A 19588-nucleotide genomic window follows, 5' to 3' on the forward strand; every position below is an offset into this window, starting at 1 on the left:
TCGACGTGCGTGGCCAGGTCGCCCCGTCACCGGGTCCCCGCGGGCAGCCAGGTCAACGGGCTGGGCCCCGGCCACTTCCGCACCGAGCTGACGGCCGCGCCGGCCGCCGACGAGGTTTCAGCGCGTGGGTGCGGACGAGGACGCCCGCGGGACGCCGGGGTGAGGTGAGCGACCTCGTCGGGCCGGTGCTGTTCCTGTGCTCACCCGGCGTCGGACTTCGTGGCGGGGCAGATCCGCTACGCCGACGGGATGTTGTCCGTCCTCTGAGGACCGAGCGGGTGCCGGGACGCCGGGGATGGCGGACGTCCCGGCACCGGGTCAGAGGCGCTCGATGATCGTCGCGTTGGCGAGCCCGCCGGCTTCGCACATCGTCTGCAGGCCGTAGCGGCCGCCGGTCTGCTCGAGCACGGACAGGAGCGTCGTCATCAGGCGGGCACCGCTGGCGCCGAGCGGGTGGCCGAGAGCGATGGCGCCGCCGTTGACGTTCACCTTGTCCAGGTCCGCGCCGAGCTCGGCCCGCCACGCCAGCACGACGCTGGCGAAGGCTTCGTTGACCTCGAACGCGTCGATGTCCGCCAGCTTCAGCCCGGCGCGGTCCAGCACCTTGCGCGTCGCCGGGATCACGCCGGTCAGCATGTACAGCGGGTCGTCGCCGACCACGGAGAACGTGTGCAGGCGGGCTCGGGGCTGGAGGCCCAGCTTCGCCGCGGTCTCGCTGCTGGTGATGAGCACGGCGGACGCGCCGTCGTTGATCGGCGAGGAGTTGCCCGCCGTCACGCGCCAGTCGAGCTGCGGGAAGCGCTGCTCCCACACGTCCGCCTTGAACGCCGGCTTGAGGCCCGCGAGGACCTCGGGTGTGGTGCCCGGTCGCACGGATTCGTCCGTGGTCACGTCGGCGAGCGCACCGTCGGGACCCGGCGCCTTGAGCGCCGCGACCTCGCCGGCGAACTTGCCGTCGGCCCACGCCTGCGCAGCGCGGCGGTGGCTCTCGGCCGAGTACGCGTCGAGCTGCTCGCGCGAGAAGCCCCACTTGGCGGCGATGAGCTCGGCGCTGATCCCCTGCGGCACGAGTCCTTCGGGGTAGCGCGCGGCGACGCCGGCGCCGAACGGGTCCTCGCCCGCGACCTGGCTGCCCATCGGCACCCGGCCCATGGACTCGATGCCGGAGGCGACCACCACGTCGTACGCGCCGCTCAGCACGCCCTGCGCGGCGAAGTGGATGGCCTGCTGGCTGCTGCCGCACTGGCGGTCGACGGTCACGGCGGGCACCGACTCCGGCAGGCCCGCGGCGAGCGCGGCCCAGCGCGCGGTGTTCATGCTCTGCTCGCCGATCTGGCCGACCGCGCCGCTGATCACGTCGTCGATCAGCGCCGGGTCGAGGCCCGTGCGCTCGACGAGCGACCGGATCGCGTGCGCGTGCAGGTCGACCGGGTGCACCCCCGCCAGCCGCCCGGTGGGCTTGCCCTTGCCGATCGGTGTCCGCACCGCGTCGACGATGACTGCGTCCCTCATGCCCTGCCTCCTCGCGTAGCCGGTTCTTCCGTTCTACGCCGCGTAAGTTGGAGAACACAACTGAGTTGGGCGTGGGTGTCGGCCAGCTCACACAACAGTGGTGACGTGCTAGGTTGGAAATTCCTAGCGGCGGAGGTGAGGCGGATGGCAGCGCGAGGCCGGGAGTGCTCGATCGCGGACGCGCTCGAGGTGGTGGGCGAGCGGTGGAGCCTGCTCGCGCTGCGGGAGATCCTGCTGGGGGAGCGGCGGTTCAACCAGATCGCCGACAACACCGGAGCCAGCCGGGACATCCTCGCCGCGCGGCTGCGCAAGCTCGTCGACGCCGGGGTGCTCGAGAAGCGCCAGTACGAGGACCACCCGCCGCGCTTCGAGTACCTGCCCACGGAGTCGGCGCGCGCCCTGCAGCCGGTGCTGCTCGGGTTGATGCAGTGGGGCGACCGGTACGTGCACCAGGGCCCGCCGCCGACGGTCTACGAACACGCGTGCGGTGAACAGCTGCAGGTGAAGAGCGTGTGCGCGCACTGCGGTGAACCGGTGAACGCGGCGGGCACGCACCCGCTGCGCGTGGGCGCCGTGCGCTGATCCAGCGCGGCCAGGCGCTTTCGGGCCCGGCGCCCGCGTGCCAGGATGGCCGCGGAAACCGTCCGGACGGGCGGTGGTGCCGGGAAGGGGCGGCGTGCCGGAACGGATCCTGGTGACCGGTGGGACCGGTCAGCTCGGCAGCGCGGTCGTGGACCGGCTCGGGGCGGCGGGGGAGCGCGTGCGCGCGCTGAGCCGGAAGCGGCGCGGCGGCCGGGGCGCGGAGTGGGTGGTCGGCGACCTGCGGACCGGCCGCGGCATCAACACCGCGCTGGCCGGCTGCGACGTCGTGCTGCACTGCGCCACCGACTACCGGCGCGAGGTCCACGCGATCCGGACGCTCGTGGAAGCCGCGCGCTGGACCGGAAACCCGCCGCACCTGGTGTACGTGTCGATCGTCGGCGTCGACCGCGTGCCGCTCGGCTACTACCGCGCGAAGCTCGCCGCCGAGGAACTGATCGTGAATTCGGGGCTGCCGCACACGATCCAGCGCGCGACGCAGTTCCACTCGCTCGTGCGCACCGTGTTCGCCGCCGCCGGCCGGCTGCCCGTGGTGCCGGTGCCGCGGTGGCGGTTCCAGCCCGTGGACGTGCGCGACCTCGCGGGGCGGCTGGCCGAGCTGGCCAAGGCCGAGCCCGCCGGCCGCGCGCCGGACTTCGGCGGCCCGGAGGTGCTGGCGGCGGCGGACCTGGCCGGGGCCGTGCTGGCGGCGGCCGGGCGGACCAAACGCGTGGTGCCGGTGTCGGTGCCCGGTGCGCTCTACCGCGCGTACGCCGGCGGCGCCAACCTCACCCCCGAGCACGCCGACGGTGTGCTCACCTTCGCCGGCTACCTCGCGGAGCGGCCGGATCCGGGCGCGCTGCGGTATCACTGATCTCGCGGGGTCACCAGGAGTTTCAGCACATCGGCGAAGAGGGTGTCCGGCACGGCCGAGGCCTCGATGCCGCGCTCGACCGCGAGCCCGTTCGACAGCGCCAGCACGACCACCGCGAGCTGCTCCGGCGGCAGCGGCAGCTCGACGTCGTGCCGGCCCGCGGCCCGTGCGATCGCGGCCGTGATCGCGTCGCGCAGCTGGGCCCGGCGCAGGGCGAGTCCTTTGTGGACGGCCGGGTTGCGCATCGCGATGCCCCAGTACTCCAGCAGGAGCCGGTGCCACGTCGCGTCGGTGTCGACTCCCGCGGCCAGCCGCGCACCCGCTTCCGCGGTGGCCTCGCCGAGGTCGTCCAGCTCGTCGAACACCGTGGTGGCCAGGCGCATCCGCTCGACGATGTGCTCCTCCATGATCGTGAGCACGAGGTCGTCGCGGCCCTCGAAGTTCGAGTAGACCGCGCCCTTCGTGAGCCCCGCCGCCGCGGCGATGTCGTTGAGCGACGTGGCCGCGATGCCCTGGCGCGCGAACACCTCGGTGGCGGCGTCGATGATCTTGCGCCGCGTCTCGGCGCGGCTCGGGCGGCGCGGGGTCGGGGAGGGAGCCATGGCCGGAGACTACAACTCCCTCACCTGGAGCTTTACCTCCGCCGCGGCGCGGCCGGAGGCGGCGGCAGCCCGCTGTGCCGAACCGGCCCCGGGTCGGTTCCGCGCGTCCGCCAGGGTTCCTGGACCCGTTGCGATCGAGTACGGGATCGACCCCGGTGAGGGCGCCAAGGGCGGGAAAAATTCCGAAAAATATTGACCCGCTTCGTGCAGACATCCTATCTTTGGCGAGCTTCACAGCCGGTTTCCGCCTTCGACGCCGAACGGAATCGCCATGTCGAACTTCTCGTCCCCGCCCTCTCGTCGGACCTTTCTCAAGCTCGGTGGCGCGGTCGGCGCCGGCTTCGCGTTGAGCGGGTTTCGCCCGTTCACGGCCCAGGCGGCGCCCGCGAGACCGGCGGTCGCCGACCTCGTCGCCGACACCGCCGCGACGACCCTGTGGTACCCCGCGCCCGCGGCCGAGGACCACGTCATCGAGCAGGCCCTGCCGATCGGCAATGGTCGGATCGGTGGCCTCGTGGGGGGCGACCCCGCGGCCGACTACCTCTACTTCACCGATTCCTCGTTGTGGACCGGCGGGATCAACGACCAGGTGCAGTCCGACGGGCAGCTGCCCTACGGCCGCGATGACTTCGGGAGCTTCGGCCTGCTGGCCAAGGTGCGGCTCAAGCTGCCGGCCCACACCGGCGTCCGCGACTACCGCCGCACCCTCGACCTCAGCAACGGCCTGGTCACCGCGACCTACGGCCTCCGGGGCGCGAAGTACCGCCGGGAGGTCTACGCGAGCCACCCCGACGACGTCGTCGTGATCCACCTGACGCAGCAGGGCGGCGGGTCCTACACGGGCTCCGTGACGCTCGAAGGCACCCGCGGTGAACAGCCCACGGCCGGCGCCGGCGTCGTGTCGCTCGGCGGCACCTTCGCCAACGGCCTGAAGTACAGCACCGCGGTCACCGCCGCGGGCAAGGGCGGGCAGGTCGCGGTGTCGGGCACCGACGTGACGTTCACCGGCTGCAGCGAAGTGGTGATCGTCGTGTGCGGCGGCACCAGCTACGTCCCCGACGCCGCCCGCGAGTACCTCGACGCCACCGCGGATCCCGCCGCCGTGGCCGCCGGGAAGGTGACGGCCGCCGCGGCCGTGCCCGCCACCGCGCTGCTGGCCACGCACGTGAAGGACTACCGCGGCCTCTACGACCGGATGAGCGTGAACCTCGGCAGCTCGCCCCAGAGCCGGCGCGGGCTCGACTCGTGGTCGCGACTCGCCGTGCGCTACACCGACCCCGGTACGCCGGATCCGGAACTCGAGGCCAGCTACCTGCAGTTCGGGCGGTACCTGACGATCACCGGCTCGCGCGACGGCCTCCCGATCAGCCTCCAGGGCCTGTGGCTGAGCAACAACTCGCCCGACTGGTACAGCGACTACCACACCGACATCAACCTCGAGATGAACTACTGGCTCGCCGACCGCGCGGGCCTCAAGGAGTGCTTCGACGCGCTGGCCGACTACTGCCTCGCTCAGCTGCCCGCGTGGAGCGACACGACGCAGCGGTTGTTCAACGACCCGCGCAACCGGTTCCGCAACTCGACGGGCAAGATCGCGGGTTGGGCGATCGCGTTCTCCACCAACATCTACGGCGGCTCCGGCTGGGCGTGGCACCCAGCCGGTAACGCGTGGCTGTGCAACAACCTCTGGGACCACTACGAATACACGCGGGACGCGGCGTACCTCGCCAAGGTCTACCCCGTGCTGAAGGGCGCCACCGAGTTCTGGGAGGCGCGGCTCATCACCCGGACCATCGACGGTCAGGACTACCTGGTCAGCGACACCGACTGGTCGCCGGAGCACGGCCCGGACGCGGTGGGCAACACGTACTCGCAGGAGCTCGTCCACGACCTGTTCGGCCACTTCACGCAGGCCACCGAAATCCTCGACCGCGACACCGCGTACGGGAAAACGATCACCGGCATGCGCGACCGGCTGCACCTGCCGGCCGTGAGCCCGGTGACCGGCTGGCTGCAGGAGTGGCTCTCGCCGGAGAACCTGGGGGAGACCACCCACCGGCACCTCTCGCCGCTCGTCGGGTTCTTCCCCGGTGACCGCATCACCACCGACACGGCGCCGGCGGATCTGATCGAGGGTGTGCGCAACCTGCTGATCGCCCGCGGCATGGACACGTTCGGCTGGGGCTGCGCGTGGCGGTCGGCCTGCTGGGCGCGGCTGAAGGACGCCGACCGCGCCTACCAGCTGTTCCTCACGGTGCTGCGGCCCTCGGTCAGCAACGGCAACGGCACGGCGGCGAACTTCTTCGACATGTACAGCCAGGGTAGCTACACGATCTTCCAGATCGACGCCAACCTCGGCGCGCCCGCGGCGATGCTCGAGATGCTGCTGTACTCGCGGCCCGGCGTGATCGAGTTCCTGCCCGCGCTGCCGAAGGCGTGGGCGGAAACCGGGCGCGTGACGGGGATCGGCGCGCGCGGCGGGTTCGAAGTGGACCTCGAGTGGCGGCGCGGGAAGGTCATGAAGGCCGTGGTCCGCAGCGTGGGCGGCACCGAGACCGAACTGCGGGCCGGCAGCTGGCGCGAGACGATCCGGCTGCGCCCCCACGAATCGATCACCGTCACGCCGCACTGACCGCTTCCGGTGCCGGGAGGCCCCCGATCCCTCCCGGCACCGGGAGCACTCCCCGCCGTCTCGACGCTTCGACTCCGTACAGTGTAGCGTTCAACTATCCGGCGTCGCACTGACTGCCGGAGCGGATCGGGAGGCGGCATGAACATCGCGTTGTGGATCGCTGCGGGCATCGCGGCGGCGATCTACCTGGCTGCGGGCGGCATGAAGCTGGCCACGCCCAAGGAGAAACTGCTGGAGAACCCCAACATGGGCTGGGTCGCGGACTTCTCCGGCGGCATGGTCAAGTTCATCGGCCTGGTCGAGGTGCTGGGCGCGATCGGCTTGATCCTCCCGCAGGCGTTCGGCATCGCGCCCGTGCTCACGCCGCTGGCCGCCGTCGGCTTCGTGATCATCGCGATCGGCGCGATCGTGGTGCACGGCCGGCGCAAGGAACCCAAGGGCATCCCGATGAACGTGCTGTTGCTGGTGCTCTCGGCGTTCGTCGCGATCGGCCGCTTCGCGGGCTGAACCGGGCTCACCCTCGCGTCGGTCGCAGCCGACGCCGGCCGCCGTCCCTGACCTAGGCTGGGCGGGTGCCAGGCGAGGGGACGGGAGGTCCGCGGTGGACGTCGACCTGCGGAAGGTGCGCTACTTCGTCGCCGTGGCCGAGGAACTGCACTTCGGCCGCGCGGCGGAGCGGCTGCACATCGCGCAACCCGTGCTCTCGCGCCAGGTCCGGGCGCTGGAGGAGGAGCTGCGCGCGCAGCTGTTCGTCCGCGACCGCCGCTCCACCGAGCTGACGGCCGCGGGCCGGCAGCTGCTGGAGGACAGCCGGCCCATCCTCGCCGCGGCCGAGGCGCTGCGGCGCCGGGTCGCCCTGGCCGCGCGGGGGACCTCGACGTTCACCATCGGTTTCATGCCGGGCATCACCGTGACCCAGCCCGTGCGGGCGCTGACCGCGCGCCACCCCGAACTGTCGGTGGAGCTGGTGCGGACGACGTGGGACGACCAGGCCGAAGTGCTGCACGACGGACGGGCCGACGTGAGCATCGTCCGGCTCCCGGTGCAGCCGCGCGGGCTCACCGTGCGGCCGATGTACGGCGAACCCCGCGTGGCGATCCTGCCGGTGACGCACCGGCTGGCGGGCAAGGAATCCGTTGAAGTGGCCGACCTCGCCGGGGAGCACCTGCTCAACGACCCCGACGCGGTGCCGGAGTGGCGCGCCGTCGCGACCGAGCTGCGCGCCGGGGGTGCCGCGCGCCCGCGCGGGTTCCGCAGCATCGAGGAGAAGCTCGAGCACGTGGCCGCGGGCCTCGGCATCGCGATCGTGCCACTGTCCACTTCGGAGTACTACACGCGGCCCGACGTGACGCACGTGCCCGTGTCCGACCTGCCGCCCGGCCAGGTCGCCGTGGCGTGGGTCGCCTCGCGGCGCTCGCGGCTGATCTACGAGTTCGCGGAGCTCGTCACAGCGTGACTGCACAGCACGCCGTTGTGTGGTAACCCAAGACCATGAACGCGCTGGGCTCGTACGTGGAGTCGTGGTCCCCCGAACCGCTCACCGACACCGACGCACTGGCGGCGGGACCGGCCGCCGCGCTGTCGGCGGCACTGGACCTGCCACGTCCGGCGGCAGTCGCGGGGGAGCCGCTGCCGCCGCTGTGGCACTGGCTCTACTTCCTCGAGTGGCCGCTGCGCTCGGAGATCGGCGCCGACGGCCACCCGGCCGGCGGCCACTTCCTGCCTCCGCTGCCGGACCGGCGGCGGATGTTCGCCGGCGGCCGGCTCGAGGTGCGGGCGCCCCTCGTGCTGGGCACGCCGGCCGAGCGCGTGCGCTCGCTCGGCGAAGTCGCGGTGAAGCACGGCCGCACGGGGGAGATGCTGTTCGTGACCGTGCGGACCGAGCTCAGTCAGGGCGGTGCCGTGCGGGTCGTCGAGGAGCAGGACATCGTCTACCGTTCGGGCGAGGACTCCGGCCGCACGGCGCTCGCCGGGCTCGACCTGACGGGCACGCCGTCGTCGGCCGCCCAGTGGCAGCAGGCGTGGACGCCGGATCCCGTGCTGCTGTTCCGGTTCAGCGCGCTCACGGCCAACGCGCACCGCATCCACTACGACCACCCCTACGTGACCGGCGTCGAAGGCTACCCGGGCCTGGTCGTCCACGGGCCGCTGCTCGTGCTGGCCCTGCTGGAACTGACCCGCACCCGCGCGCCGGAACGCGCGATCTCGTCGCTGTCGTACCGGTTGCGCCGCCCGGTGTTCGCCGGTGAGCACCTGGTCGCGACGGGTGTTCCGGGCGACGGGGGAGTGGCATTGCAAGTGGACGCGGCCCGCGCCGAGGCGGTCGCGACAGCGGACGTCGTGTTCGGCTGAGCTCAGGCGAGCCGCGCTTCGCCGGGCGTCACCGGCGGGTCCGCCTCGACGCCGTGCAGCACGTGCGCCAGGACCTCCGCGCCGCGCACGACCCGCGGGCCCGGGCGGTTGAAGTACGCCGGGCCGTCGAGCAGCCACACCGCGCCGGCGCGCACGGCCGGCAGGTCCGCCCAGCCGGGAAGCGCCGTGAGCACGCCGGATTCCGCCGCCGTGCGATCGGGGCTGAAACCGCACGGCAGGACGAGCAGCACGTCCGGCCGCGCCGCTCGCACGGCGTCCCACGACATCGGGTGCGTGTGCTCACCCGGGTGCGCCAGCAGGGGCTCCCCACCCGCCGCGGTGATCTGCTCCGGCACCCAGTGCCCGGCCGGCCACAACGGATCCAGCCACTCGAGCGCGACCACCCGCGGCCGCGGTTTTCCGGCCACCCGGGCACGCACGGCGTCGAGCCGGGCGGTGAGTGCCCGGACCCGGTCCGCGGCGAGCTCGGGCACACCGAGCGCGTCGCCGAGGGTCGTGACGCAGCCGAGGACGTCAGTGAGCCGGCGCGGTTCGAGGCTCAGCACCTTCGTCCCCACGTCGAGCACCCGCACTGCTTCGGCCACGCGCGTGTACGACACGGCGCAGACTTCGCACAAGTCCTGCGTCAGCACGAGGTCCGGCGCGAGCTCCGCCAGGCGCGCGGTGTCCACGGAATACAGCGACGAACCACTGTGCGCCGAACCGCCGACAGCGGCGGAGATCTCCCGGCTCGTGAGCACCGCGCCGTCCACCTCGGCCGCGGTCACGACCGGCACCGCCTCGACACCGGGCGGCCAATCACACTCGTGGGTCCGCCCGACCAGATCACCGAGCCGCCCCAGCTCCGCGACGAGGTCGGTCGCAGCCGGCAGCAACGACACGATCCGCATGCCCTCGAACCTAACCCGCCCCGCCAGGAGACGCGCTGCGAAAAGTGTATAACGACATATACAGTCGGGCGGAGTGCGCGTCAGCATCGCTCCGCCCGACAAAACCCACTACCGCAAGGACGAGTCCAGGGCCCGCATCAGCTCGCCGGTCCGGCCGCCGCCGGGCGGGGCCGGGGGATACCGCCTGAGGACGTCGACGACCACGGGCCCGGCGTGATCGCGGGCCTGCTCGAGGTGCCCGGCTCCGACCTGGGGGTCGCCACCGGCCGAGAGCTCGAAGGCGAGCGCCGCGGAGGCGGCCGAGTCCAGGATGTGCTTGACCTGCGTCGCTTTCGCCAGCGGGTGCAGGAACGCGGCGCCGACCGCGCTGCCGGCGGCACGCGCGGCCGCGCTCGCCGCGGCCTGACCGGTGTCCCGAGCTTCCTGCGCCGCGCGGTGTGCTGCCCACGCGCTGTCGCGCATCGCCTTCGTGCGTTCGCCGCCGGCCGCGAAGCCCTGCGCGGCGTCGAGCGCGGCCCGCGGACGCGGATCGCCGGGCTGCTCGCGTTCGAAGATCACCAGCGCGGGCAGCGCGCACGCCACGGCGTAGGCGGCCACGGCGCGCAGCTCGGCCTTGCTCAGGGCGATCGCGGGGGAGTCGTCGGCCATCGCGCCATCTTGCCGCGCCGGGCGGCGCACCGGCAGCGGAATTCCACTGTGGACCGGGGGCCGGTTCCGGTCAGACGCACTCGTGCAGCGCCGCGAGCAGCGTGGTCGCGCGGGTGTCGACGTCCTCGGCCTGCAGTTCGTTGGTGGCGAAGGAGAACGAGACGCCGCGGGTGGGCCAGGCGCCGTGGCGGCCGCCACCGGCGCCGGAGTGGCCGAACGCGGCCGGGTCCGCAGCGGCCGGGCCGTAGGTGCCGATCGGGTCGGCGAGTTCGTAGCCGAGGCCGAAGCGCAGGGGCCGGTCGTTGACCGCGTCGATGCCGCCGGACCAGGTGCGGGTGGCCTGCGCCAGCACGGCGGAGGGCACGAGGGAGCCGGACAGCAGCAGGTCGTAGAGCCGCGCCATGCTCGTCGCGGTGCCCACGCCGCTGCCGGCGGCGAGTTCGGCGCCGCGGTATTCGGGGGAGTTCATGGTGTCGGTGGAGTCGAGCAGCCCGCGGTACATCCGCTCGACGATCCGGCGGCGTTCCTCGTCCTGCAGGAACGTGCTGATGCGGTAGCCGGGCGCGCGCAGCAGCGTCGCGACCGGTACCGACGCCGGCGTACCGAGCCGCAGGTTCAGCCCGTACGGGGCGGCGAGCAGCTCGTGGAGCAGTTCGCCGACGCGCTGCCCGGTGACGCGGCGGATGAGCTCCGTGGCCAGGTAGCCGTAGGTCAGCGCGTGGTAGGCGACGCGCGTGCCCGGTGTCCACAAGGGACGTTGCTCGGCGAGCGCGATCGCGTTGGCGGCGTTGTCGGCCATCGGCAGGTCGGCTTCGACGTAGGGGAGCCCGACGGTGTGCGAAAGCACCTGGGAGACGGGCACTTCGCCCTTGCCGGCCGCCGCGAACTCCGGCCAGTAGCGGGCGACGCGTTCGCGCGGGCCGAGCACCCCGCGCGCGGTGAGGATCGCCAGCAGCGTGGCGACGATCCCCTTGGTGCCGCTGAACAGCACCACCCGCGTTTCGGGTGTCCACGGGACCCCGGGCGAAGCTGCCCCGGCGCACAGCTCGACGACCGGCTCGCCCCGGCGGAAGACGCTGAACGCGACGCCGCCGGAGGTCTGGGCGGCGACCTCGGCGAACGCCTCGCGCACGGCGTCGAACCCGGGCCGGACCGCACCGTAACCGGTCATAACCGCGGTGTGGTGGCCAGCAGTTCGCCGGTGTAGGAGTGGGCGGGCGCGGTCAGCACGGCTTCGACCGTACCCTCTTCCACGATCTCTCCGCCGCGCAGAACGGCGATCCGGTCGGCCACCTCGGGTGCGAGCGCGATGTTGTGCGTCACGAACAGCACGGCCATCCCCAGTTCGCGGCGCAGTTCCCCGAGCAGCTCCACGATGGTCGCCTGCACCGACACGTCGAGCGCCGAGGTCACCTCGTCGCACACGAGCACGTCGGGGGTCGTGACCAGGGCGCGGGCGATCGCCGCGCGCTGGCGTTCGCCGCCGCTGAGCTGGTCGGGCAGCCGGTTCGCCAGCGACCGGCCGAGGCGGACGCGGTCGAGCACCTCAGCGACGCGTTCGCGCCGGCGGGCCCGCGACAGCTCGGTGAGCCGCACCAGCGGCACCTCGATGGACTGGGCGATCGTGCGGCGCGGGTTGAGCGAGGAGAAGGGGCTCTGGAACACGTACTGGATCCGGCGCCGCTCGTCGTCGCTGCGGGCCCGGGTGGCGGCCGCGAGTGGGGTGCCGTCGAGCGCGACAGTGCCGGTGAACCGGTGGGTGAGCCCCGCGATGCACTGCGACAGTGTGGTCTTGCCCGACCCCGATTCGCCCAGCAGCATGACGCATTCGCCGCGGCGCACCTGCACGTCCACGCCGCGCAGCACGTGCTGGCGGCCGTAGGCGACGCGGATCTCGCGCGCGGCCAGCACGGCGTCCGACGGCGGGGGAGCCGCGGCGGGATCGGCGCCCAGGTCGGGCACCGCGTCGAGCAGCTCGCGGGTGTAGGCGTGCTCCGGCCGCTTGAGGACGTCGGCGGCCGAGCCGGTTTCGACGACCGCGCCCTGGTACATGACCGCGACGCGGTCGGCCAGCTGCGCCACCACCGCGAGGTCGTGGGTGATGTAGAGCGCGGCCACGCCGTGCTCGGCCGTCAGCCGCCGGACAGTCTCCAGCACCAGCGCCTGCGTCATCACGTCGAGCCCGGTGGTCGGCTCGTCGAGCACCACCACGCTCGGCCGGCACGCGAACGCCATCGCGATCCCGACGCGCTGCTGCTGCCCGCCCGAGAGCTGGTGCGGGTAGCGGCGGCGGTAGGCCGGGTCCGCAGGGAGCCCGACCTCCGTGAGCACCTCCGCCACGCGCTCCTCGACCGAGCCCGCGTGACCGTGGGTCTCGAGCACCTCGGCGATCTGCCGGCCGATCCGGAGCGCGGGGTTGAGCGACAGGGCCGGGTCCTGCGGCACGTAGGACACCGTGGTGCCCCGCAGTTTCCGGCGCCGCACCGGGTCGAGGGCGAGGACGTCGACGGGGTCTCCCTCCCGCGGGTGCAGCGTCACGCGGCCGCCGTCCTCGGTGAGCCCGCGGCGGAAGTGGCCGAGCGCGGCGAGCCCCGCCGTGGTCTTGCCCGAGCCGGATTCGCCGACGAGCGCGAGCACCTCGCCCGGCGCGATGCGGTAGGAGATCCCGCGCAGCACCGGCCGGCCCGCGGCGGTCTTGACCCGCAGGCCGGCCACCTCCAGGGCGACCGGCGCACCGCCGGCAGCACTGTCCACTGTGGTCACGACTGCACCTCCGCGGTGTCCCGGGTGCGCCCGGCCGCGGCCGAGGCGAGCGAGTCGGCCACGAGGTTCGTGCCGACGGCGAGCAGGGCGATCGCGACGACCGGCAGCAGCACACCCCACGGCTGCACGACCAGCGCGATCCGATTCTCGTTGATCATCAGGCCCCAGTCGGCCGCCGGTGGCTGGATGCCGAGGCCGAGGAACGACAGCGACGCGATGTAGCCGATCGAGTAGGTCAGCCGCAGCCCCAGTTCGACCATGAGCGGGCCGGTGATGTTCGGCAGGATCTCCCGCAGCAGGATCCGGCTGCGCGGCACCGCGTACATCTCGGCCGCCTTGATGTAGTCCTCGCCGCGCACCGCGACTGTCGCCTGGCGCGCGACGCGGGCGGTGCGCGGGGCGTGGGTCAGGCCGATCACGAGCACGAGCAGCCAGCCCTTCGGCCCGATCACCGCGATGGCCAGCAGCGCGATCACCAGCTGCGGGAACGACAGCAGCACGTCGTTGCCGCGCATCAGCAGGCTGTCGAGCCAGCCGCCGCCGTAGCCGGCGACCATGCCGAGCAGCGCGCCGAGCACGATTCCGAGCGCGGTCGCGAGCACGGCATACAGCAGCAGCGTGGTGCCGCCGGCGAGGAACCGGGTAAGCACGTCGCGGCCCAGCCCGTCGGTGCCGGCGAGCCCGTCCGGTTTGAACGGCTTGCCCGCGAAGTCCGTGGTGCTGTAGCCGGTGAGCACCGGTCCGAGCCACGGGCCGAGCAGGGCCACGAGCACCACGACACCGGCGAGGACGGTGCCGACCTTCGCCTGCGGGAACGCCCACGCCGTGCGCAGGAGGCCCCTGGTCTTGACCGGTGCGTCGCCGGTGGTGGTGGCCGGGGTGATGGGGTCGTCGACGGCGGTCACCGGGTCGCCTCCGTCCGCAGCTTGGGGTTGGCGAGGATGCCGATCACGTCGGCCAGCAGGTTCACCACGATGTAGACCGCGGCGATGATGAGGGTCACGGCCTGGACGACGGCGACGTCGCGTTTGCTCACCGCGTCGATCAGCGCCTGCCCGATGCCGGGGTAGCGGAAGAGGAACTCCACCACCACGACCCCGCCGGCGAGCCACGCCAGCTGCAGCGCCACGACCTGCGCGACGGGACCGACGGCGTGCGGCAGGGCGTGCCGGACGAGCACGGTGCGCTCCCGCACGCCTTTGAGCCGCGCCATTTCGACGTACCCGGAGTCGAGGACCTCGTTCATGGTCGCTCGCATCATCCGCGTGATGTAGGGCGTGACCACCAGCACGAGCGTCGCCACCGGCAGCACGAGCTGGCTCGGCTGCCGCCACACCGGTTCGCCCGGCGGCGTCAGCGTCACCGAGGGCAGGACCTTGAAGACCGTCGTCGCGAACAGCACGATCAGCGCCACGCCGATCACGAACTCCGGCAGCGCGGCGATCACCAGGCTGATGCCCGACACCGTCTGGTCGGCCGCGCGCCCGCGCCGCATCGAGCTCCACGTACCCAGCGCCAGCCCGAGCGGCGTCGCGATGACCGCGGCCAGCACCAGCAGCACGAGGGAGGCGACGATCCGGTCGCCCAGCAAGGATGTCACCGGGCCTTGCGTCGAGGTCGACGTGCCGAGGTCACCGGTGAACAGCCCGCCCAGCCACGTGAGGTAGCGCTGCCAGACCGGCTCGTCGAGGTGCAGCTGGTGCTGCAGCGCGGCGATCCGCTCCGGTGTCGCCTGCTGGCCGAGGATCGCGCGCGCCGGATCGCCCGGCAGCAGCAGCGTCGCCACGAACACGAGCAGCGTCACGAGCCACAGCACCACCAGGCTCACGAGCAGCCGCTTCACGATCATCCGCGTCAGCCCGCTCATGCCGCACCTCCCGGCGCCGTGCCGAGCCAGGCCTCGCGGAACTGGTAGCCGGACAGCGAGATCCCCGTCCGGTCGGGCACCAGCCCCGCCACGTACACCTGGTAGGCGTCCACCTGGTCGACGAAGCCCCACACGATGAGCCCGCCGCGTTCGTACTCGATGCGCTGAGCCTGTTTCAGCAGGTCGGTCCGCGCGGTGGGGTCGACGGTGGCGCTCGCGCGCGTGACGAGGTCGGTGAACTGCGGGTCGTGCCAGTGGGTTTCGTTGTAGGGGGACTTCGGCAGCGAGCCGCTGGCGACCTGGGGCAGGTAGTTGCGCGTGTACCAGAAGTCCTGCGCGAAGTCCCACGACAGGTAGTTCTCGCCGTAGAACGTGGTGGTGTCGACCTTGCGGATCCGGATGTTCACACCGGCCGCTTTGGCCTGCTGCTGGAACACCTGCGCCGCCTCGACCGCGCCGGCCTGGATGGGCGCGGTGACGAGCTCGAGGTCGAGGTTCGCGTGCCCGGCTTCGGCCAGCAGCCGCTTCGCCGTCTCGATGTCCTGCTTGCGCTGCGGCAGTTCCTTCGCGTAGGCCGGGTCGAACGGCGCGTAGAGGTCGTTGCCGACGCGGCCTTGTCCACTGAGGACCTGGTTGATCATCTGCTCGCGGTCCACCACGAGCCGCAGCGCCTGGCGGACCCGCGCGTCGTCGAAGGGCGGGCGGTCGACGCGCATCGTGAACGGCAGCCACGTGCCGGTCTCCGAGCGCAGCACGCGGATGCGCGGATCGCTGCGCAGCACGTCGATGAGGGCCACCGGCACCTGGTCGATTGCGTCCACCTGGGACGAGAGCAGCGCGTTGATGCGGGCGTCGTCCTCGGCGAAGTTGATGAGCACGAGCTCGTCGAGGTAGGGCTGCCCGGGCCGCCAGTAGTGTTCGTTGCGCACGAACGTGCTCTGCAGCCCGGCGGTGAACTCCTCGAGCCGGAACGGGCCGGTGCCGACCGGGCGCTTCACGTCGAAGTCGGCCGGCACGATGCCGAGCGAGTACTGCCCGAGCAGGTCGTCGAACCCGGTGTTGGGTTCGGTGAGCCGGAACTCCACGGTATTGGGCCCCACCGGCACCACCTCGCCGAGCATCGAAAGTCCCGCGGCGCCGCTCTTGGGGTCCTTCGGGTCGAGGATCCGGCGGAAGGTCGCCACCACGTCGGCGGGGGAGACCGCGCGCCCGTCGTGGAACCGCACCCCCTCGCGCAGCACCGCGGTCCAGGTCCGCGCGTCGGGCGAGGAGGTCAGGGATTCGGCGACGAGCATCTGCAGCCGGTAGTCGTGGTCGCGCAGCAGCAGGGGTTCGTAGAGGTTGATCACCCGCGCGATGTCCGGGTTGGTCGCGGGGATGTGCGGGTCGAGCGTGTCGGAGGACCCGCCGCCGGTCACGCCGACGCGCAGGGTGCCGCCTCTTCTCGGCGGCCCGGTCGGTGCGGCGGCCGCGACGGCGGATCCGCCGCACGCGGCGAGCAGGGGAGCGGCGCCCAGCAGCGCGGCGCCGCCGAGCGCCGCGGCGAGGAACCGGCGGCGGGGCAGGGAGTTCGGCTCACATCGTTCTTCCATGGATGACTTTCGGGTGGGTGGTGGTGCGGTGGGGTTCGGGAGGTCAGGCGATCGCGCGCCCGGCGTGCTCGGGCAACGGCGCGAGGTAGGCGCGGAACTTCTCCGCCACGGCGTCGGGCATCGGCGAGGATCTGCCGCCGGCCACGTGCAGGCACAGCAGCTCCTCCGTGGCGACGACCTCGCCGCCGACGTGCAGCTCGTGCCACAGCCGTACCTTCTTCGGCCCGACGGTGAGCACGGAGGTCCGCACAGTCAGCTCCGCGCCCGGCGCGACTTCCCGCAGGTACCGGACGTGAGCCTCCACTGTGTACAGCGACGCGCCCGTGGCCGTGCGGTAGGCGGCGTCGAGACCGACGGCGTCCATCAGCGCGCTGGTCGCGTCGCCGAAGACGAGCACGTAGTAGGGCTCGGAGAGGTGACCGTTGTAGTCGATCCACTCGGGACGGACGCGGTCGTGGTGGGTCAGCGGGTCACCCACGGCGGGCCTCGTCCACGGCCCGCTGGATCGCGATGATCGCCCGGTCGCGCTCGGCCACGAGGTCGGCGATCGTGCGGGGCCCGGCCTCGTCCTCGCACCCGGCGACGACGGCATCGCGCAGGTCTTTGGTGAGCTCGGGCGCTTCGAGGCGGGTCCACGGCGACTTCAGCGACGGTCCGAAGTGGTCCAGCATGTGGGCCATCCCGCCTTCGCCGCCGGCCAGGTGGAAGGTGAGCATCGGGCCCTGCACCGGCCAGCGCAGCCCGGGCCCGTCGGTGATCGCGGTGTCGATCTGCTCGACCGTCGCCTCCCCTTCGGCCACCATGTGCAGGGCTTCGCGCCACAGCGCCTCCTGCAGCCGGTTGGCGATGAACCCCGGCACCTCTCGGTCCATCGTGATCACGGTCTTGCCGACGTGCCGGTAGAACGCGCTCGCCCACTCGACCGCCCGGGGCGCGGTGAGCTCGCCGCCCACCACCTCGACCAGCGGGATCAGGTACGGCGGGTTGAACGGGTGCCCGACCACCAGGCGCTCCGGCGTCTTCGCGGCCACCTGCATCTCGGTCATGCCGTAGCCCGACGTGGACGAGGCGATCACCACGCCGGCGGGGGTGACCGAATCGATGTCGGCGAGCAGCTTCTGCTTGAGCGCCAGGTCTTCGGGAGCGCTTTCCTGCACGAACCCGGCACCCTCGACCGCTTCGGCCAGCGTGCCGGTCACCGTCAGCGCGTCGCGGCTCGCACCGCCGGCGAGCCCGAGCGAGGCGAGCGCGGGCCACGCGGCGTCGACCAGCCGGCCCAGCCGGTCGGCCGCGTCCGGCGCGGGGTCCCAGGCCCGGACGCGGTAGCCGCGGGCGAGGAAGTGCGCGACCCAGCCGCCCCCGATCACCCCGGCCCCGACGCACGCGACAGTGTCCACTTCGGTCACGGTGGGGATCTCAGGCACGGACCCGCTCCTTCAGGCCGAGGATCTCCCGCGCCCGATCGGGCGTCGCGACGGTGGCGCCGAGGTCACCGACGATCCGCACCGCGCGTTCGACGAGCTGCCCGTTGGTCGCCTTGACCCCGCGGGCCAGGTAGAGGTTGTCCTCCAGGCCCACCCGCACGTGCCCGCCCAGCAGCACCGACTGCGCGACCCACGGCATCTGGTCGCGCCCGATCGCGAACGACGCCCACTGCGCGCCTTCGGGCAGCAGCCGCACCATCGCCTGCAGCAGCCCCGGATCCGCGGGCGCGCCGTAGGGGATGCCCATGCACAGCTGGAACAGCGGCGGCGCGTCGATCAGCCTTTCCTCGACCATCTTGGACGCGAACCACAGGTGCCCGGTGTCGAAGATCTCCAGCTCCGGCTTCACCCCCAGCTCCTGGATGCGCTTCGCCCCGGCGCGCAGCATGTCCGGAGTGGACACGTAGAGCTGGCTGCCCTCGCCGAAGTTCAGCGAGCCGCAGTCGAGCGTGCAGATGTCGGGCAGCAGTTCCTCGATGTGCGGCAGCCGGTCCATCGCGTTGACCAGGTCGGTGCCGTCGACCGGCTTGAGCGGGTCCTCCTCGTCGAGCACGAGGTCACCGCCCATGCCGGCGGTGAGGTTGACCACCACGTCCACTCCGGACTCCCGGATCAGCCGCACCGCCTCGCGGTACAGCGCGACTTCGCGCGAGGGCGCGCCGGTTCCGGGTTCGCGCACGTGGATGTGGACGACGGCGGCGCCCGCGTTGGCCGCCTCGATCGCGCTGGTGGCGATCTGCGCCGGCGTGACCGGCACGTGGGGGCTGCGGCCGACGGTGTCGCCCGCGCCGGTGAGGGCGCAGGTGACGATGACCTCGTGGTTCATCAGGCTCCCTTGACGATCGACCTTTCGATGAAGTCGTGCAGGTGCGCGCGCATCGTGGCCACCGTGCTGCCCGGCTTGCGGGTCAGCACCTGGATGCCGAGCCCGTCGATCAGCGCGGTGAGCTGCTCGGTGGCGGCCTCGGGATCGGCCACGCGGAACACCTTCTGCTCCTGGCCGGTGCGGATGGTCATGAGGATCGTCCGGTGCCAGCGGTCGTAGGAATCGGTGTAGAGCGACCGTAGTTCCGGAGCGAGGGCGACCTCGTTCCACACCTGGAGCCAGACCGACCACTCGGCGCGGAGCACGCCGTCGGCCGGCAGTTGCAGTTCGACCAGCTCCAGCAGCCGGTCGTGGGCGTCGGCGACGGCGTGCAGCTCGGCGACCTGCCGGTCGAACGCGAGCTTCACGTTGCGCCGCAACGCTTCGTGCAGCACTTCGGTTTTGCTGGGGAAGTGGTAGTGGATGGTGGCGGTGCTGGTGCCGCACGCCTTCGCGATGTCGGCGATGCGCACGTGGTGGTACCCGCGCTCGGCGATGAGCTCCCACGCCGTTTCGAGGATCCGCCGCCGCGGCTCGGACTGCGTGTGGTGCTCGGGATCGCTCGCCGGGCGGGCCGCGAGCGCGGGGATCGCTGTCACGGTCTTCGCGTCGTCGCTGCCGTTGAGCAGCCAGTTGACCGTGACGCCGCAGTACTCGGCGACCCGGACGAGTTCGTGCGGCGAGAACCGGCGGGTGCCGGTCAGCGCCTTGGACAGTTTCGTCTCGTCGAGCCCGATGGCCGCGGCGAATTCCCGCTGGGCTCCCGGCACGGCTCGGATGAGTTCCCGGACTCTGCTCCGCAGCTCCTCCGACTCGTCCATGCCGCAAGACCGTAACCCGGCGTTGCGATTATCGCAATACTCGCGCCACTCACGGTGTAACATGCGCGGAATTCCGTTGGAGTAGA

At 72.3% G+C, this 19588-nt stretch carries 19 protein-coding genes; 6 read left to right on the forward strand and 13 right to left on the reverse strand.

The genetic code is table 11. The features are described 5' to 3' along the window. Nucleotides 1–318 precede the first annotated feature (318 nt). Complete coding sequence (locus ACIA77_RS05115; protein ID WP_395884505.1) at nt 319–1512, reverse strand: thiolase family protein; 1194 nt, start codon at nt 1510–1512, stop codon at nt 319–321. Nucleotides 1513–1656: 144 nt separating this feature from the next. On the opposite strand from ACIA77_RS05115, the gene ACIA77_RS05120 reads away from it, so the two are divergent. Next, nucleotides 1657–2094: a winged helix-turn-helix transcriptional regulator gene (locus tag ACIA77_RS05120; RefSeq protein WP_395884506.1), complete on the forward strand. Its 438-nt coding sequence runs from the start codon at nt 1657–1659 to the stop codon at nt 2092–2094. A gap of 94 nt (nt 2095–2188) precedes the next feature. Further along, the gene (locus tag ACIA77_RS05125; protein WP_395884507.1) at nt 2189–2965 is read left to right on the forward strand and encodes an SDR family oxidoreductase; all 777 of its coding nucleotides are present in this window, start codon (nt 2189–2191) and stop codon (nt 2963–2965) included. On the opposite strand, the gene ACIA77_RS05130 is transcribed toward ACIA77_RS05125, so the two are convergent. Beyond that, complete coding sequence (locus ACIA77_RS05130; RefSeq protein ID WP_395884508.1) at nt 2959–3567, reverse strand: TetR/AcrR family transcriptional regulator; 609 nt, start codon at nt 3565–3567, stop codon at nt 2959–2961. The two genes, ACIA77_RS05125 and ACIA77_RS05130, sit on opposite strands and share 7 nt — an antisense overlap. 271 nt (nt 3568–3838) lie before the next feature. Here ACIA77_RS05130 and ACIA77_RS05135 point away from each other — a divergent pair, with 271 nt between their 5' ends. From ACIA77_RS05135 to ACIA77_RS05150, 4 genes are all read left to right on the forward strand, one after another. Beyond that, nucleotides 3839–6199, forward strand: coding sequence for a glycosyl hydrolase family 95 catalytic domain-containing protein (locus ACIA77_RS05135; protein ID WP_395884509.1), 2361 nt, complete (start codon nt 3839–3841; stop codon nt 6197–6199). Between the two features lie 138 nt (nt 6200–6337). Beyond that, nucleotides 6338–6706: a DoxX family protein gene (locus ACIA77_RS05140; RefSeq protein WP_395884510.1), complete on the forward strand. Its 369-nt coding sequence runs from the start codon at nt 6338–6340 to the stop codon at nt 6704–6706. 94 nt (nt 6707–6800) lie between these two features. Beyond that, on the forward strand, nt 6801–7655 hold the full coding sequence (locus ACIA77_RS05145; protein ID WP_395884511.1) for a LysR family transcriptional regulator: 855 nt from the start codon (nt 6801–6803) through the stop codon (nt 7653–7655). A 35-nt stretch (nt 7656–7690) separates the two neighbouring features. After that, complete coding sequence (locus ACIA77_RS05150; RefSeq protein ID WP_395884512.1) at nt 7691–8551, forward strand: hypothetical protein; 861 nt, start codon at nt 7691–7693, stop codon at nt 8549–8551. Between the two features lie 2 nt (nt 8552–8553). On the opposite strand, the gene ACIA77_RS05155 is transcribed toward ACIA77_RS05150, so the two are convergent. The 11 genes from ACIA77_RS05155 to ACIA77_RS05205 all read right to left on the reverse strand — a co-directional run bounded on the left by ACIA77_RS05155 (nt 8554) and on the right by ACIA77_RS05205 (nt 19502). Further along, nucleotides 8554–9462 carry a cobalamin-binding protein gene (locus tag ACIA77_RS05155; RefSeq protein ID WP_395884513.1) on the reverse strand — a complete coding sequence of 303 codons (909 nt, stop codon included), beginning with the start codon at nt 9460–9462 and terminating at the stop codon, nt 8554–8556. Between the two features lie 108 nt (nt 9463–9570). After that, nucleotides 9571–10110, reverse strand: a complete 540-nt coding sequence (locus ACIA77_RS05160) for a putative immunity protein (RefSeq protein WP_395884514.1) — start codon at nt 10108–10110, stop codon at nt 9571–9573. A 70-nt stretch (nt 10111–10180) separates the two neighbouring features. Next, nucleotides 10181–11281, reverse strand: a complete 1101-nt coding sequence (locus ACIA77_RS05165; RefSeq protein ID WP_395884515.1) for a serine hydrolase domain-containing protein — start codon at nt 11279–11281, stop codon at nt 10181–10183. Beyond that, nucleotides 11278–12873, reverse strand: a complete 1596-nt coding sequence (locus tag ACIA77_RS05170; protein ID WP_395884516.1) for an ATP-binding cassette domain-containing protein — start codon at nt 12871–12873, stop codon at nt 11278–11280. The genes ACIA77_RS05165 and ACIA77_RS05170 overlap by 4 nt, the downstream gene beginning before the upstream one ends. Beyond that, the gene (locus ACIA77_RS05175) at nt 12870–13757 is read right to left on the reverse strand and encodes an ABC transporter permease (protein ID WP_395884982.1); all 888 of its coding nucleotides are present in this window, start codon (nt 13755–13757) and stop codon (nt 12870–12872) included. Before ACIA77_RS05175 ends, ACIA77_RS05170 begins: the two co-directional genes overlap by 4 nt. Nucleotides 13758–13774: 17 nt before the next feature. Beyond that, nucleotides 13775–14731: an ABC transporter permease gene (locus ACIA77_RS05180; protein WP_395884983.1), complete on the reverse strand. Its 957-nt coding sequence runs from the start codon at nt 14729–14731 to the stop codon at nt 13775–13777. A 5-nt stretch (nt 14732–14736) separates the two neighbouring features. Further along, nucleotides 14737–16332 (reverse strand): ABC transporter substrate-binding protein, encoded by a 1596-nt coding sequence (locus tag ACIA77_RS05185; protein WP_395884517.1) that lies wholly within the window; start codon nt 16330–16332, stop codon nt 14737–14739. Nucleotides 16333–16375: 43 nt separating this feature from the next. Further along, nucleotides 16376–16810, reverse strand: a complete 435-nt coding sequence (locus tag ACIA77_RS05190; RefSeq protein ID WP_395884518.1) for a thioesterase family protein — start codon at nt 16808–16810, stop codon at nt 16376–16378. Continuing rightward, nucleotides 16803–17756 (reverse strand): 3-hydroxyacyl-CoA dehydrogenase NAD-binding domain-containing protein, encoded by a 954-nt coding sequence (locus tag ACIA77_RS05195; protein ID WP_395884519.1) that lies wholly within the window; start codon nt 17754–17756, stop codon nt 16803–16805. Before ACIA77_RS05195 ends, ACIA77_RS05190 begins: the two co-directional genes overlap by 8 nt. Next, nucleotides 17749–18642: a 3-keto-5-aminohexanoate cleavage protein gene (locus tag ACIA77_RS05200; protein ID WP_395884520.1), complete on the reverse strand. Its 894-nt coding sequence runs from the start codon at nt 18640–18642 to the stop codon at nt 17749–17751. Before ACIA77_RS05200 ends, ACIA77_RS05195 begins: the two co-directional genes overlap by 8 nt. Continuing rightward, the gene (locus tag ACIA77_RS05205; RefSeq protein ID WP_395884521.1) at nt 18642–19502 is read right to left on the reverse strand and encodes a TetR family transcriptional regulator C-terminal domain-containing protein; all 861 of its coding nucleotides are present in this window, start codon (nt 19500–19502) and stop codon (nt 18642–18644) included. Before ACIA77_RS05205 ends, ACIA77_RS05200 begins: the two co-directional genes overlap by 1 nt. Nucleotides 19503–19588 lie beyond the last annotated feature (86 nt).

The sequence above is a fragment of the Amycolatopsis sp. NPDC051903 genome, from assembly GCF_044452505.1.
Taxonomy (GTDB): Bacteria; Actinomycetota; Actinomycetes; order Mycobacteriales; family Pseudonocardiaceae; genus Amycolatopsis.